General features: G+C 69.6%; 16 protein-coding genes. 4 read left to right on the forward strand and 12 right to left on the reverse strand.

The window, feature by feature from the left end; genetic code table 11:
- Positions 1–114: 114 nt before the first annotated feature.
- The 6 genes from AC2TEW_RS17585 to AC2TEW_RS17610 all read right to left on the reverse strand — a co-directional run bounded on the left by AC2TEW_RS17585 (position 115) and on the right by AC2TEW_RS17610 (position 3,058).
- Entirely contained in the window at positions 115–303 is a 189-nt protein-coding gene (locus tag AC2TEW_RS17585) for a hypothetical protein (RefSeq protein WP_484624302.1), read from the reverse strand.
- A 121-nt stretch (positions 304–424) separates the two neighbouring features.
- Positions 425–1,597 (reverse strand): methyltransferase domain-containing protein, encoded by a 1,173-nt coding sequence (locus AC2TEW_RS17590; RefSeq protein WP_484624303.1) that lies wholly within the window; start codon positions 1,595–1,597, stop codon positions 425–427.
- 3 nt (positions 1,598–1,600) lie between these two features.
- Positions 1,601–1,780: a hypothetical protein gene (locus AC2TEW_RS17595; protein ID WP_484624304.1), complete on the reverse strand. Its 180-nt coding sequence runs from the start codon at positions 1,778–1,780 to the stop codon at positions 1,601–1,603.
- A gap of 258 nt (positions 1,781–2,038) precedes the next feature.
- Positions 2,039–2,173 carry a hypothetical protein gene (locus AC2TEW_RS17600; RefSeq protein ID WP_484624305.1) on the reverse strand — a complete coding sequence of 45 codons (135 nt, stop codon included), beginning with the start codon at positions 2,171–2,173 and terminating at the stop codon, positions 2,039–2,041.
- Positions 2,170–2,436 carry a DUF7848 domain-containing protein gene (locus AC2TEW_RS17605; protein WP_484624306.1) on the reverse strand — a complete coding sequence of 89 codons (267 nt, stop codon included), beginning with the start codon at positions 2,434–2,436 and terminating at the stop codon, positions 2,170–2,172. The genes AC2TEW_RS17600 and AC2TEW_RS17605 overlap by 4 nt, the downstream gene beginning before the upstream one ends.
- Positions 2,437–2,800: 364 nt before the next feature.
- Positions 2,801–3,058, reverse strand: coding sequence for a hypothetical protein (locus tag AC2TEW_RS17610; protein ID WP_484624307.1), 258 nt, complete (start codon positions 3,056–3,058; stop codon positions 2,801–2,803).
- Between the two features lie 149 nt (positions 3,059–3,207).
- On the opposite strand from AC2TEW_RS17610, the gene AC2TEW_RS17615 reads away from it, so the two are divergent.
- Together AC2TEW_RS17615 and AC2TEW_RS17620 are read left to right on the forward strand one after the other, a co-directional pair.
- Positions 3,208–3,951 carry an XRE family transcriptional regulator gene (locus AC2TEW_RS17615; protein ID WP_484624308.1) on the forward strand — a complete coding sequence of 248 codons (744 nt, stop codon included), beginning with the start codon at positions 3,208–3,210 and terminating at the stop codon, positions 3,949–3,951.
- Between the two features lie 4 nt (positions 3,952–3,955).
- On the forward strand, positions 3,956–4,426 hold the full coding sequence (locus tag AC2TEW_RS17620; RefSeq protein WP_484624309.1) for an NUDIX domain-containing protein: 471 nt from the start codon (positions 3,956–3,958) through the stop codon (positions 4,424–4,426).
- An 81-nt stretch (positions 4,427–4,507) separates the two neighbouring features.
- Here AC2TEW_RS17620 and AC2TEW_RS17625 read toward each other — a convergent pair whose 3' ends face one another.
- The 5 genes from AC2TEW_RS17625 to AC2TEW_RS17645 all read right to left on the reverse strand — a co-directional run bounded on the left by AC2TEW_RS17625 (position 4,508) and on the right by AC2TEW_RS17645 (position 9,897).
- Positions 4,508–5,002, reverse strand: a complete 495-nt coding sequence (locus tag AC2TEW_RS17625; protein ID WP_484624310.1) for a phage terminase small subunit P27 family — start codon at positions 5,000–5,002, stop codon at positions 4,508–4,510.
- A 1,245-nt stretch (positions 5,003–6,247) separates the two neighbouring features.
- Positions 6,248–6,745 (reverse strand): hypothetical protein, encoded by a 498-nt coding sequence (locus AC2TEW_RS17630; RefSeq protein WP_484624311.1) that lies wholly within the window; start codon positions 6,743–6,745, stop codon positions 6,248–6,250.
- 2 nt (positions 6,746–6,747) lie between these two features.
- On the reverse strand, positions 6,748–6,996 hold the full coding sequence (locus tag AC2TEW_RS17635; RefSeq protein ID WP_484624312.1) for a hypothetical protein: 249 nt from the start codon (positions 6,994–6,996) through the stop codon (positions 6,748–6,750).
- Between the two features lie 131 nt (positions 6,997–7,127).
- On the reverse strand, positions 7,128–7,403 hold the full coding sequence (locus AC2TEW_RS17640; RefSeq protein WP_484624313.1) for a hypothetical protein: 276 nt from the start codon (positions 7,401–7,403) through the stop codon (positions 7,128–7,130).
- 1,051 nt (positions 7,404–8,454) lie between these two features.
- A complete protein-coding gene (locus AC2TEW_RS17645; RefSeq protein ID WP_484624314.1) occupies positions 8,455–9,897 on the reverse strand; it encodes a recombinase family protein in 1,443 nt (480 codons plus the stop codon).
- A gap of 53 nt (positions 9,898–9,950) precedes the next feature.
- On the opposite strand from AC2TEW_RS17645, the gene AC2TEW_RS17650 reads away from it, so the two are divergent.
- Positions 9,951–10,736: an MmyB family transcriptional regulator gene (locus AC2TEW_RS17650; protein ID WP_484624315.1), complete on the forward strand. Its 786-nt coding sequence runs from the start codon at positions 9,951–9,953 to the stop codon at positions 10,734–10,736.
- Between the two features lie 13 nt (positions 10,737–10,749).
- Entirely contained in the window at positions 10,750–12,303 is a 1,554-nt protein-coding gene (locus AC2TEW_RS17655) for a hypothetical protein (protein WP_484624316.1), read from the forward strand.
- A gap of 63 nt (positions 12,304–12,366) precedes the next feature.
- Here the strand turns inward: AC2TEW_RS17655 and AC2TEW_RS17660 are convergent, their stop codons facing one another.
- Positions 12,367–14,001 (reverse strand): DEAD/DEAH box helicase, encoded by a 1,635-nt coding sequence (locus AC2TEW_RS17660; protein WP_484624317.1) that lies wholly within the window; start codon positions 13,999–14,001, stop codon positions 12,367–12,369.
- Positions 14,002–14,096 lie beyond the last annotated feature (95 nt).

Consider the following 14,096-nt stretch of genomic DNA (forward strand, 5'->3'; position numbering starts at 1 on the left):
TGGCTCGAACCGTACACCCCTCGGGATACTCGGGGAGTGGCATCCGCCTGAGCAGCACGAAGCCCCGCCCCAGCCAGCAAGGGCCAGTAGAGGGCGGGGCCAGAAGGGCCGGTGTCAGCCTCCGATCCGGATCTTCACCTTCCAGAGATTCAGCGACCCGGAGGTCACCTCGCCGTCCGCCTCGTTCCCTTCCCACTCGTTCTCAGAGTTCAGCGTGGCCCAAACGCTTGCAGGGATCTCGATCACGAGGTTGTCGGCGTCGTCGAAGCCGGAGGACCGTTCGATGTTGAGAGAGTCAGCCATGGCAGATGAGACTACCGTCACACTGCCCTCGCCCGCCTGCCGAATTCTGCGCCGACGCCCCGACCCTGATGTTGGTTCCGCTGCTACCGGGATCAGGGGTCGGGGCTCTGCGCGTACGGGGTCAGGCTCGGGTGGGCACCGGGTTGTCCGGGCTGTCGAGCCACACGGTGTGGCCGTCCGGGGTGATCGTGAGCCCGAAGCGGTTGAACCCGGGGCGGCCCTGGTCGTCCCACCAGTGCCATGCGGTGGACACTTCGCCCCAGAGGCTGCGGGGGCCGGACTGCACCACCTCGTAGCGTTCTCTGTCGGGCTCCCAGTCGGCCGTAGCCCACGACGTGACGGCCGTGTCGTGCAGCCACAGCGTGTAAGACCCGTCGTCGTACCGCTCGATCAGGGGAAACGCGCCGGGCACCTGAACCCCGATGGCGAACATCTCCTGCCATCCACCAAGTAGCTCCGGGGATAGTGAAGTTGAGGACGCAACCCCGTCAGCCGGCCAAGGCGCCGAAAGGTAGGCAAGGCTGTTCGGCTGGTCGGTGCGCTGCTGCCGGAGCCGCATGAACGCTGATGACCCGACGAACCGTCCGGATGCCTTCCCGTCGTCGCCGACCGCGAGCCGGACGATTGCTTCGCCGCCGTACTCCGGGCCCCACGGCGCGACGACCACCCCGCCGGACCGTGACTGCTCGACCCACGTGTACGGCAGGCTCCCGACCGAACAGGTGGCAATGATCCGGTCGTACGGTGCCGCCTTCGGGTACCCCTCTGCCCCGTCCCCGACCACGGGCACGGGCGAGTACCCAGCACGGGCGAGGCGGCGTTGCGCGCTGGCCGCGCTGTCTTCGTCCACCTCGACGGTGACGACGCTGCCCGACCCGAGGTGGTGGGACAGGAGAGCGGCATTCCAGCCGGTTCCGGTGCCGATCTCCATCACCGTGTTGCCGTCCTCGACGCTGAGGGCATTGAGCATCGAGAACACCATGGTGGGCATGCTGCTGGACGACGTGGGCATGGTGCCGCGCGTGCTGCCCGCATGCTCTCCGTCGTCCCACTGTGTGGTGAGCGGTACATCCGAGTAGACAGCGTTCCACCACTCGGCGGGGTTGATGCTCTTGTTGATCGCCTCGCCCTGGCGCACACCGTCCGCCTGTCCCGGCCAGATCGTGTCAGGCACGAACAGGTGACGCGGCACGGCGTTGTAGGCAGGCAGCCAGTCCGTAGTCAATGACCCGTTGGCGATGAGCGCGGAGGCCAGCCGGGTCCGACCGGCCTCCGCTTCGTGCTCGCTGCTCACCGGTTAGCGGCCCGTCGCCGGACCCTGGCCGTCCGAGGTGTTACCACCCTCGTCCGACCCGCCACCGCCGTGCTTGTTGCCGCTGCTGGAGTCGTCCTGCTGACTGCCGCCCGAGCCGGAGCCGGAACCCCCGCCGTGCTTGCCGCCCCCGCCGCTCCCGCCGCTGCTCCTACCCCATGCCATGCGTGAACTCCTGTCTTCTGTCGGTTAGTTGGTGCCGCTAGTTGGTGCGCTGCCGGGGCCGCGCGCAGCTTCGCGCCGTGCCCTGCGTGGTACCGGGTCCGGTGTCGCCCGGCGGGCGCTCGGTCGGAGTACTCATACTGGTAACTCCTCACATCGTGTCGGGCCGGACCGCCGGTCGGTGTCCGGGTCGTGCGGTGTTGCGGAGCCCGCTCCGGTCGGCTGCCTGCCAGGGATGACGGCCGGAGCGGGAGTCTTGAGTCAGTGCGGCCGGGCCAGCGCGAGCAACGTCACCGCGAGCAGCACCACAGCAGCCACCGACACCCCGTAAGCGGCCCGCCGGCTGACCGGCTCGCTCCGGGCGCGCCGATACTCGTCCTGGTCGGCTCCGGTCACGACGGTTCCTCCTCGGGGATCATCAGCCACGGCACCTCGGCGACATGCGCGAAGCTGCGGTGGTCCTGATGTTCCCGCAGGTGCTCGAACGGCCAGCGCTGCGCTTCCTGGAAGTCCTCGATCACGGGCCCTTCCGCGCCGCACGGCTTGCCGTCCTCGTCCTCCCCGAGACACCGGAACATGTGCCATGTCGGGGGCGCGTCGGGCGCGCTGTCGTGAGTGACGGTCCAGTTCAGAAACCGGTACCGCTTGCGAACCGCCACAGGCGCGCCTTTCCTCGTTCTCCGGGGCCCACACGGGCCGCCCCTGCGCCCACCACGGAACAGGCGGGGGCAGCCCGGTCCGGGCCCGGCGCTGGCCCGCCCAGAGGCCGCCGATGCCGAACACTGGTGACTCATAGGGATCAGGCATCAGCGCCGCCGGTGGATAGTCGGGCGCAAGTGCGCATCTGCTGGTCGAGCTTCCGGCGGAGCTTCATCCGCCGGGCAAGCGTCCTTCGGTAGGGACTGAACATCGTTACAGGCCAAGCGAATTGGATGTGGGCACCCCACATCCAAGCGACCGTGTTACGCGGTTCGGTCACCAGCGCCCGGAGCACACGACCCATGATGACCAGGCGAGAGGGCCTCACGACCCGATCAGCTCCGGCGCCCGGCGCGGGGCGCTCGGATGCATGACAGGGATCAGCTCCGGCACACCCGGCAAAGCTTCGATCTCGGTCGGGTAGGTCTCCCACTCCTTCCCACCCCCTCGGGGGCGGAGATAGACCATGCCGCCCACGGTGCCCATGTAGGTGCCCTCCGCGCCCTGGTGGGCGCGGTCCCGGACCACCTCTCCGACCTTGGGTAGGTAGATCGCCCCTCGGGTCGTCCTGCGCGTCGCCATCGGCCCCGCTCCTCTCCTCCGCCGAGTTGACACCAAGATCTGGCAGTCACCCGGGACGGTGGAACCTCGCTCAAAGGACACTTCAGAACGTCCCTCGTGCGGTAGAACGTCCCTACAAAAGGTCCGTGATGTGTGGGGAGACAAACGAGATGCCGAACGAGAGACTGAAAGACGTTATGGCGTCGGGAGGTTGGACGTGTTCAGCCCTGGCCGAGAGAGCCGGCGTGGACACCAAGTCGGTTGAGCGGTGGGCCAATCAGAACCGCACGCCTCGGTTAGGTACAGCCCGCTTGGCTGCCGAAGCCCTCGGAGAAGACATGTTCGCACTGTGGCCGAGTCTGCGGCAGCCGCGCGCCGCACGCGCGATAAGCCCTGAACTGGTCGCCCTGTACGAACAGCGAGCCGATCTACCGGTATCCGTCTTCGTGGACTTGCTCGGAAAGGCCACGGAGCGCATCGACGTGCTGGTCTACGCTGCCGTATTCCTTCACGAGGCGTATCCCCGGCTTAACGATCTACTTCGTGAGCGCGCCGCCGAAGGATGCGTGGTCCGGATCGCCCTCGGCGCCGCCGACAGTGAGAACGTCAAGCAACGCGGGGAAGAAGAGAGGTTCGGCCACGGCATCGAGTCCCGGTGCAGGCTCGCCCTCATGCACTACCGCCCGCTGCTCGGCACGCCCGGCATCGAGATCCGCACCCACGGAACCACGCTCTACAACAGCCTCTACCGCGCAGATGACCAGGTGCTGGTAAACGCCCATGTGTGGGGGGTCAACGCCTTCGGAGCGCCGGTCTGGCACCTGCGCCGAACCGGGGCAGGGACGCTGTTTGACACCTATGCTGCGAGCTTCGACGCAGTGTGGAACGCCGCCCTGCCGGTTGAGGAGAGCTGATCACGTGGCACGCACCGAGTTCTACGACGATCCCAACGCGCCCATGCCAAACCGGCTGGTGGTGGCAGCGTCCGCAGTGGTGACGGATGACGAAGGGCGCGTCCTGCTCCAACGGCGCACCGACAATGGTCTGTACGCGCTGCCGGGCGGCACGATGGATCTTGGTGAGTCTCTTCCGGGAACGGCGATTCGGGAGGTCCGCGAAGAGACCGGCCTTGATGTGGAGATCACTGGACTCGTCGGCACGTACACCGATCCCCGACACGTGATCTCCTACTCGGATGGCGAGGTGCGGCAACAGTTCAATGTTTGTTTCACCGCGCGTATCACGGGCGGTGAACTCCGGATCTCCGACGAGTCGACCGATCTCCAGTTCGTAGCTCCGGACGACATCGGCGACCTGCCGATGCACCACACCCAGCAACTCCGGCTTCGGCACTTCCTTGAGCACCGGGCGACTCCCTACCTGGGGTAGGGCGCGGACGACGAAGGGCCCCCGCCCCAACCACCCGCTGAGGGAGGAAGGGACGGGGGCCGTCATGGTGCTCGGGACCGGTCAGTCCCAGATATCGGAGTCGTCGCCGGACTCCGGCGGGGCAATCGCCACCCGAGCACTCGGCGATAGCCCCAACTCTCGTATATAGCGGGAGAGTTGGGATCGGTACTGTGCTGCGATGGTGGCAGCGCCGTTCTTCACTGTGCCGCGTTCGGCGGTGACCATGAGCCCGCGTGTCGACAGGTCCCGCTCGGCCTGGTCGATCCGGGCGACGCAGACGCACAGATCCTTGACGGTCGAGTGATCCACTTCGCCGAGACCGGCGGCAACTTCGAGGATCGGCACGACGCGCCGCCACTCGGCGGACGCGACTTCCCTGCACCGGATGTTCGCTTGCTGCGTCTCGGTGGCCGGTGAGTCCTTGAAGATCTCTCGCCAGTTGGGTTCAGCGAGGACGGCGCGCGGGACAATCACCCCCTCTTTGATTTCGGTCTTGGACGGGTTTCCCTCTCGGGCCCGTGCGGCTGATGGTTTCGGTCGGTATCGGTCGGCCATGGTCTCCTTTCGCATTCCGTGGCGGGCACGGCGGGCTGCCAAAAACGGCCGCAGCTCCGGCGAGAGTTTTTTGCCTCCCTGCCGTGCAATCTCAGACGACTCAGGGGGCACCCCGCCTGGGTCGGGTCAGCGGCGAATTGGCTTGACGTTTGCCGCAGCCCATCCGCCTGGCTGATTTCTCGCCGTCTCTTTGTTGTGACACGGCGTGCACAATGGGCGCAGGTATTGCGGTACATCCGGGTTGGCAACGCCGTCCGCGATAAGTTGCTTTCGGGATTTCGGGAAGTGGTCCGCCACGGTGGCGACTCGCCCGCACAGCAGGCACCACGAGTTCGCGTAGAGGTAAGCCCGGCGAACCCTGGGCCAGTTCGGGCCGTACGCGCTGCCGCCTGGCGTCTGGCGGTTCCTGGTCGCCTCGCGCTCATGAGCGGGGCAGCGTCCGCCCGTGGTCAGCTCGGGGCAACCCGGGACTGAGCACGGGGGGCGGGGTCTACGCGGCATAAGAACCTTTTGTCTCATCAAGTTACGCTTGGGGTATTTCAGTTGGATTGACGGGTACGGAAGATAGAGGGCGGCCTGATTTCGCCCGCCATTCGGCGTACTCGCGGGCGCGAGTGTTTGCCATATCGGAGATTCGTCGCTCCAATGGAGTAGTCGATGACCCCATTGAGAACCGCGTATCCAGTGCGGAACCTGGACCGGAGCAGCCATGCCTGAACGCACACCCCGACCTGCCTTCGAGCTTCGGTTCGGTGGAATCCACTTGACTATCCAGCGCATCCCTCCGTGGCTCGTCACGGCAACGGCAGCAGGAGGTACGGCGTTCACCGCCTGGTGGGCGCGAAAGTGAGCCAGTCTGGGACCGACGGCCAAGGATCCGAAGTCGGCCGCTGTCTTTCCCGGCGGCAAGTGCTATACAAGGTCCACGCGTTCTCCCACTTGGTGAGCGGCGGGCGGGATGGTTGGCCGTGTGTCGGACCAGCGCCTCATGCCGGAGCGCCCGGAGGGAAGACCGGCGGGTTGATCGGTTCGCCGTCCTGTCGCCTCGGCGTCACGTCCACGGCCAGCAGCCGGCCGGGGTTCCTCGGGTCGCGCATCTGCTGGACTCCGCGCGGCATCGGCGCCCCACCATTTAGCACTGGCAGGCCGGTTGGGGAATCCGACCACACGGGCCGCCCCCGCGCATCCCGAGGGAAGTGCGGATAGGTTCCGTCCGGGCCGGGGTCAAGTGCGTCAACGGCCATGTCAGTCCGCCGCTTCGATGTAGGCGTTCCGGGCTGTGTCCAGTTCCTCGGCGTAGGCCGCGCCGATTGCCGCAGCGGCATTGTCCACAGCGCTGGTGACGTCCTCGATGATGCGCAGGTCGTACCAGCGCTGTTCGGGGACAGTTCGCGCCTCGCCGAGGTGGGCCTGTGCGCTCTGCGCGGCGGTCAGGATCTTCTCGCGCTTGTACCGCTCGGCACGGTGTGCGACGTACGCCTGAAACCACGGCTCGGCGGACAGGAGTTCAAGGAACTCCGCGTGCAGCTCATTGCCCCGGTCGGACCGCTCGCTGGCCTGCGCCGTCCACGTCTTGAGGAATGTGCGGTCGTACTCGGCGGCGCGCTCGGCGCGGCGGGCCTGCTCAGCCTCCTGGGCGGCCACCAGGGCGGCTTCGGCATCCGCCACTGGACCAGCGAGCCGGTCGGCCTGTGCGCGCAGCTTGGCGAGCTTGTCAGCGGCTCGGGAAACGTCGTTGCTCATGGTCAGACCTCACGATCGGTAGGGGCGGAGACGTCGCGGCCGAGCTGCACGGCGGCAGCCTTCGCGGCCTCGTAGTGGCCGAGCGACAGGTGAGCGACAGCGCCCATCTGGTCGTACTGCTCGGGGCGGTCGCGCTTCATCTCGGCAAGCCGCTCCATAGCGGCGCTGTACTGGAAAGCGTCTGCGCGAAAACGGAGCCTCTTGGTCTCCCTGTCCTCGTAGGAGTAGGCGAAGCTGCCAGGGTCGATCACGGTGCTACCTCCGGTAGGCCACCTGTCGGGTGGAATGGAAAAGCCCCTGCCCGGGTCGGGAGGGGCGAAGATCGTCACGTGACGGTGTTCAACGTGCCGACATACTCACGTGCGTATGTTCGGTGGGGCGGCTACGCGGCGTCCGCCTTGCGGGCCCAGTACGCGGCCTGCTGGCATGCGTCGCAGCAGTAGAGGCGGCGGCGTCCGATCGTGCGGTTGACGACCCGGTTGGGGCAGCCCTCGCGCTGGCAGGGACCGCCGTCCCGGGTGGGTGCCAGCAGGCGCGCGGCTTCGGTGGCCTGGCGGTGCGCTTCGCCGGCTGCCGCCGCATCGCCGGACAGGGCCCGCAGAACGATCGCCTCTGCGCTGCGGATCAGCTCAAGCGCACGGGCGTGGTCGGTGTTCATCTCGAAGCCTCCAAGGCTGTTGGTGGTTGGGCGGACAGTGGGGTCTGCTCGGTCGTCGCGCGTCCCTTGCTTCCACGTGGGGCGGGACGATTGCTTGTCCTGCCCCAAGTAGGGAGGGACGATTCCTCTCTCACCCTGTAGTGGACGGGGAGGGATTCCTTGGGCCGGGATCGCACGGGTACTTGAGTGCACGGGATTCCTGGTTGCCATGACTGATACGCCGAGGGCCCGAAGATAGGAGAGGGGGACGAATTCCCCTCGCCGGGCTTGTAGGGACCGACGGTTTCTCCCTCTACTGCTGTGGAGAGTGGGCAGATGGCCCGCATATTGGGGCATTCGGGCAATCTCGGACATGTGATCTGCGTCTCACTTGGCGACGTGACGAATGACGGTCGAAGCGGTCCGGCGGCTATCCCCTTAGGACTTCCATAGGGATACCTGACTTGGCATCCAGGGCGTCACTCATCACAACTCCCAGGTCAGCGCCCCTGTGACGCTCAGCCGGCGAAGCCCTCGCCGTCACCTCCGCCACGCTGGCTCCGAAGTCCGGGAGGCAAGGTGTGCCCCGCAGGCGGCACAGCGCGGGCCCATCATGTTGGGGGACCAGAAATTTCCTACACGCTGCTTCCTGCCTCTCACTGGTTAGGGAGAGCAGATCTTCCGTCCGCGTCCGCCCGCCACGGCGGCGGCGCCCGTGCGCGTCTCGACCAACGCAGGTGACGGGGTGACGTTCAGCGGGGTGATTCTGGGTTCTCTTCTCTGCGCGGGATCTAAGAGAAACCAGAACCACCGCCTCAAACGTCACCCCGTCACCCTGGCGGTCCCACCGCGCTGCTCCGGCACGGCGAGGTGACGTGGTGACGGTTGAGAGGCGGATTTCAGTTCTCTCTAGACATGTCAGAGAGAACCAGAACAAGCCCGAGAACCGTCACCACGTCACCCGAGGTCCCGCCGCTGACCGGCGAGCCCCTGAGCGGCCTGCTGCGGGCACGAAAGAGCCCCGGCGGTCTTCGTGGGACCTGCCGGGGCTCTGGCTTCGCCGTACGGGCCGTCAGGCGGCTATTGCGCGGCGCTCCGCGACCGTGACCGGCCGGGTGGGCTTGCGCTTCTCCCTCGGGGGCTTGCTCCACTCGATCGTGACACGCCCGCCGGGTGTGCCCTGCGGGTGGATCGTGACCCGAAGCCCCTTCTCGGCGAGGTGGACGCGCTGAGTCTCTTCGTCGCTGCCCTCCCACGCGTCGTACAGGGTGGAGTCGAGCGGCACGTACGTGGTGGTCACGGTCGGGTCGTGTTCGGCCGTGAGCCGCGCCGTGCTCTCGGTGATCTCGGTCAGCTTGGCGGTCAACGCTTCGAGCGCGGGACCCTCGACCTTGGCAATGGCAGCGATCACCCGATTCTGAGACGCCGCGAGATCGGCGAGCGCGCCGGAGTGGTCGATGCCGCCCGTGTGAACGGCGCGCATCAGTTGCTCGCCGCCGAACCGCTCGCAGAACGCGGCGTCCACCATGGGCTCAAGGATGCTCGCCATGATCGACCCGTGCCCGTTCTCGCACTTGTACAGAGCCTTCTTCTTGCTCGACTTGCCGCCGTTGAAGCCGCAGGCCTGCGCGCAGACGACGAACCCGGCCAGGAATGGGGCGTCCGAGCGGGGTGCGTTCTCCGTGCGGGCAAGCTCCTTGAGTCGCTGCTGCACCCGCGCAAAGGTCACTGCGTCCAGCACCTCCGGGGCGAACTGCACCGGGGTGACCCCGTCGTCCTTCACGATCAGCTCGCCCTTGTGCTTGCGCCACCCGCGCAGCGTCACGCCGGACAGTAGCTTCTTCCACTGCTGGCGGCCGATCGGCAGCGGCTTGGACGTGCTCGCCAGCGTTCCGCCCGCCAGCAACTCCCCAACTGCCTTGATGACCAGCGGGATCATCTCGCTGTCCGCGTCCAGGTAGGCCGGGGCCTTCGGGTTCTCGCGCACGGTCATGAACGGGAACGGCGCGAACCCGGAGATCCACCGACCCTGTTCCCGCCGCTCCTGGTGGGCGGCAAGGATGCGCTCGGTCATCATCTGGCGTTCCCACTCCGCGAGCGCCACCAGGATGAGCGCGATCAGGCGTCCGCCGGGGGTGCCCGTGTTCAGCGAGCCGTCCGCCGTGGCCAGGATCACGCGCTTGTTCGGGGTCTCCGCCCACTCGACCAGGTGCAGGAACTCCCGCACGCTACGGCTGTAGCGGTCCAGCTTCCACGCCCACACGTGGGTGGGCTGGTAGGCCATGAGTTCCGACATGCCCTCGCGGTCGGTGAGCGGCGTAGCGCCGGACACGCCGTAGTCGATGAACTCGACCGCCTTGGACGGGTCGTGCCCGGCGGCCCGGATGGAGTCGTGGCACGCCTTGCGCTGCACGTCCAGCGAGGTAGAGGCGTCGTCCGCACGGGACAGACGCAGGCTGATCGCAATCCGGATCTCAGGGTGGAACGTGGCGGGGACCAGCGCGGTTGTGCTCATCGGTCGCACGGTAGTGGTCATCTGTTCGAATCTCCAGGGAAATAACCCGACGGGTGTGCACTTCCCTGGAGCAGGGGCGGGACATCAATCCGTCGCCGGAGGTGCTGTCCAGCCTGGCGAGGACGCTGCGGCTGGACCCGGCGGAGACGGCGTACCTGTTCCGGCTGGCGGGCTGTCAGGTGCAGCCCGCGGCGGTGGAGCCGGCCGTGGAGCTGCCCGGGTCGCTGGTGCGGATGGTGCGGGCGCAGTCGCCGTTCCCGGCGTTCCTGGTGGACGCCGACTGGGCGGTGCGGGCGTGGAACCCGGAGGCGGAGGCGCTGTTCGAGTTCTCCCGGTGGTCGGCGGAGGACTGCAACCTGGCCTGGGTGGTGTTCGCCAACCAGGTGCACCGGCGGCGGGCGGTGGACTGGGAGCGGCACGCCCGCCGGGTGCTGGCCCAGCTGCGTGCGGCGTACGCGGAGCGCGGTGGCGACGCCTCGCCGGGCGGGCGGCGGATCGCCGCGCTGCTGGAGCGGCTGCGGACGGGCTTCCCGGAGGCCCGGCGGTGGCTGGAAGAGCACCAGGTGGAGGAGCGGGCCGGGGTCGAGAAGGACCTGGAGCACGAGGTGCTCGGTCCGCTCCGGTTCGACCAGGTGGTGCTGAGCGCGCCCGGGGAGCTGGAGCTGGTGGTGTTCTCGCCGCGGGAGGCGGGGACGGCGGCCCGGGTGCGGCTGCTGGCCCCGGCGGGTCGGCCGTCGGCGGCACAACGCGGGGGTGGGGGAAACGCGCTTGCGCCCGCCGTCCCGACTGGCCATGATCGCCCGCAGACGTCGAATGTGCGTTCACGCATCAGGGGGTAGTCAGTTGAGGCAGATGGCAAGGTTCCCGGTCGCCGCGGCGACCGCGGCGCTCACCGCGGCCGCGGGTCTGTGCGCGGCCACGGGCGCGAGCGCGGCCGAGGCCGCACCGGTGAGCGCTCCGCTGACCGCGCCGGTACCGGGCTTCGCCGGCACCGGGCAGCAGGCCGGCTGCGGGAGCACCGGTGAGCCCGGGTGGATCGGGACCGGTGCACCCGTCCTGTCCGTGACCGCGAGTGTGCCCGAGGTCCGTTTCACGGTGCGCGACGACGCGACCGCCGCGCACACCAAGGTGTACGACACCACCGTGGCGACCGACTCCGGTACCGCACGGGCGGCGGTCACCGGCCTGGTCGACGGCCACGCCTACAGCTGGCGGGCCAAGGGCGTGCACGCCGACGACCCGACCGACGCCTGCCGCTTCCGGGTCGACACCACCGCGCCGTCCCAGGTCACCGTCGGTTCCGCGGACTTCCCGTCCGAGGGCACCCCGGCGAAGTACGCCCGCCAGGCCGGCACCTTCACCTTCGGTGGCACCGACGCCACCTCGGGGGTCGCGTGCTACCACTACACGCTGAACGGCACGCCCTCCGTGGGCTGGAGCTGCCAGGACCCGGGCAGCGTCCCGGCCGGCCCGGGCGGTACGGCGAGCGTGGCGATCACGCCGACGAGCTGGGGCAGCAACGTCCTGTCCGTGCAGGCCATGGACGAGGCGGGCAACGTCTCGCAGCCGGTCCCGTACGCGTTCTACGCGCCGTGGAACCCCAACCCGCCGAAGGCGCCCGGGGACGTGGACGGCGACGCCGTGCCCGACATCCTGGTGCCGGACGCCGCCGGGAACCTGCGGGTCGTCGGCGCGGCCGCGGCCAGCACCGCGGGCGCCACCGTGATCCCCGCCAACCGCGCCCCGGACCAGACGAGTTGGGCGAACGCCCTGCTGGCGCACCGCGGCTGGGACCAGAGCCACGACCCGGTCGACGACCTGTTCGCGGTCCGCCCGCAGAACGGCCTGTACGTGTACCGCAACAGCGACTTCGGTGCGTTCGCCCGTCCGGCGACCTACTACGGCAGCGTGTCCGGCTACACCCCGGGCTGGGCGGGCACCGAGCAGATCGCCGCGGTCGGGGCGCTCGGCACCGACGAGCGCAGCTCGCTGCTGACCGTGGCGACCGGCGGCGACCTGTGGCTGCTGACCAAGCCGGGCGTCGGCTACGGCTACCGTTCGGCGCAGCGGCTGGCCGCCGGGAGCTGGGCCGGCTTCGATCTGATCGCCCCCGGCAAGGCGGCCGACGGTTCGCTCACGGTGTGGTCGCGCGAGCGCGCCACCGGCGCCCTGCGGTCCTACCCGGTGGTGCGGGGCGCCGACGGCAGCTGGGACCTCTCCGCGCTGGCGGACCCGGCGGCGGGCGGCGTGATCGGCAGCTTCCCGGCCGCCGACTACCCGACCCTCGGCAGCTCCGGCGACGGGAACGGCGACGGCCGCCCGGACCTGTACGCCGTCACGGCCGGCGGTCACCTGCTGACCTTCGACGGCGTCGGCACGCCGAAGGACCTCGGCTCCCTCTCCTGATCGCCCGAAAGCCCGAGCCCGTCCGGTCGTGACCGGACGGGCTCGGGCTCGTGGTGGGACGGGTCAGTCGGACTTGCGGCGCTGGCGGCCGGTGCCGTAGTTGGAGCCGGACTTCGAGCCGGAACCGGGCTGGGCCCGGCCGGAGGACTTGCCGATGAACCCGGCGGCCTGACGGCGGCCGCCCGGGGCCTCGGTGCGGCCCGCGGCGGTGGCGCCGAGGCGCTGCTTGGGGCGGGGGCGGCGCGGGTTGCCGTTCAGGTCGACGTCCTTGGGCAGCCCGGAGCGCTTGGACTGCGGGCGGCGGCGGCCCTGGCCGTCCGCCTTGGCGGCCGCGGCGGCCTGGGCCGCCACCTGGGTGGGGGCCAGGATCGGCAGCACCGCGACGCCGCTGGGCGTGCGGGCGCCGGTGATCCGGTGGAGCTCGCCGTCGCCGGGGCGGACCTTGGTGACGGTCGGGCGGATCCCGGCGGTGGTCATCAGCCGGGAGACCTCGCGGCGCTGCTCGGGCAGCACCAGGGTGACCACGGTGCCGGACTCGCCGGCCCGGGCGGTGCGGCCGCCGCGGTGCAGGTAGTCCTTGTGGTCGATCGGCGGGTCGACGTTGACGACCAGGTCGAGGCCGTCGATGTGGATGCCGCGGGCCGCGACGTTGGTCGCGATCAGGGCGCTGACCTGGCCCTCCCGGAACTGGTCCAGGGTGCGGTTGCGCTGCGGCTGGGACTTGCCGCCGTGCAGTGCGGCGGCCTGCACGCCGGCGGCGCGCAGCTGCTTGGCGAGCCGGTCGGCGCCGTGCTTGGTGTGCACGAACATGATCACGCGGCCCTCGCGGGCGGCGATCCGGGCGGTCGCCTCGGCCTTGTCGGCCGGGTCGATCTGGATCACGTGGTGGTCCATGGTGGTGACCGCGCCGGCCGAGGGGTCCACCGAGTGGGTGACCGGGTCGGTGAGGAAGCGGGTCACCAGGCGGTCGACGTTGCGGTCGAGGGTGGCGGAGAAGAGCATCCGCTGCCCGCCGGGGGCGACCTGCTCGAGCAGCTTGGCGACCTGCGGCAGGAAGCCCATGTCGGCCATCTGGTCGGCCTCGTCGAGCACGGTGATCTTCACGTGGTCGAGCCGGACGTCGCCGCGGTTGATCAGGTCGTCCAGCCGGCCGGGGGTGGCGACCAGGACCTCGGTGCCGCGGCGCACCTGGTTGGACTGGCGGGTGATCGACATGCCGCCGACCACGGTGGTGATCCGCAGGTTGAGGCCGATCGCGTACGGGCTGAGCGCCTCGGTGACCTGCTGGGCCAGCTCGCGGGTGGGCACCAGGACCAGGGCGAGCGGGTAGCGGGAGTCGGCGCGCTGTCCGGCGGTGCGGGCCAGCAGCGGCAGGCCGAAGGCCAGCGTCTTGCCGGAGCCGGTACGGCCGCGGCCGAGCACGTCGCGCCCGGCGAGGGCGTCGGGCAGGGTGGCGGCCTGGATCGGGAAGGGCTCGGTGACGCCTTCCCGGCCGAGCGCGGTGAGCAGCGCCTTCGGCATCTCCAGTTCGGCGAAGCTCGCCGCCGGCGGGCGCGCCGGGGTGCCCTGGACGACGGTGAACTCCTCGGACGGGCGCGGGGTGGCAGCGCCGCGGGGCCGGGAGGCGCCGGCCGGGCGGCGCGGCGGGCGGCCGCTGCCGCCGGTACGGGTGCGCGGGGTGCGTGCGGGGTCGGTCATGGTGCTCCAAATCCTGCTCGGCCGACGGCCACGGCGGCTGCCGTGGCGGTAGGGCCCTGGTGGGCACCCCCGGCCTGGGCTGGGGGAGGGTCGGC

Source organism: Kitasatospora sp. NEAU-CNBT7 (assembly GCF_057220535.1).

Excerpts from the sequence above, each read along its gene's own strand:
- AC2TEW_RS17585 (WP_484624302.1), bottom strand. The coding sequence starts at position 303 with ATGGCTGACTCTCTCAACATCGAACGGTCCTCCGGCTTCGACGACGCC.
- AC2TEW_RS17625 (WP_484624310.1), bottom strand. The coding sequence starts at position 5,002 with ATGGCCGACCGATACCGACCGAAACCATCAGCCGCACGGGCCCGAGAG.
- AC2TEW_RS17655 (WP_484624316.1), top strand. The coding sequence starts at position 10,750 with ATGGCAAGGTTCCCGGTCGCCGCGGCGACCGCGGCGCTCACCGCGGCC.
- AC2TEW_RS17630 (WP_484624311.1), bottom strand. The coding sequence starts at position 6,745 with ATGAGCAACGACGTTTCCCGAGCCGCTGACAAGCTCGCCAAGCTGCGC.
- AC2TEW_RS17595 (WP_484624304.1), bottom strand. The coding sequence starts at position 1,780 with ATGGCATGGGGTAGGAGCAGCGGCGGGAGCGGCGGGGGCGGCAAGCAC.
- AC2TEW_RS17640 (WP_484624313.1), bottom strand. The coding sequence starts at position 7,403 with ATGAACACCGACCACGCCCGTGCGCTTGAGCTGATCCGCAGCGCAGAG.
- AC2TEW_RS17660 (WP_484624317.1), bottom strand. The coding sequence starts at position 14,001 with ATGACCGACCCCGCACGCACCCCGCGCACCCGTACCGGCGGCAGCGGC.
- AC2TEW_RS17645 (WP_484624314.1), bottom strand. The coding sequence starts at position 9,897 with ATGAGCACAACCGCGCTGGTCCCCGCCACGTTCCACCCTGAGATCCGG.
- AC2TEW_RS17615 (WP_484624308.1), top strand. The coding sequence starts at position 3,208 with ATGCCGAACGAGAGACTGAAAGACGTTATGGCGTCGGGAGGTTGGACG.
- AC2TEW_RS17610 (WP_484624307.1), bottom strand. The coding sequence starts at position 3,058 with ATGGCGACGCGCAGGACGACCCGAGGGGCGATCTACCTACCCAAGGTC.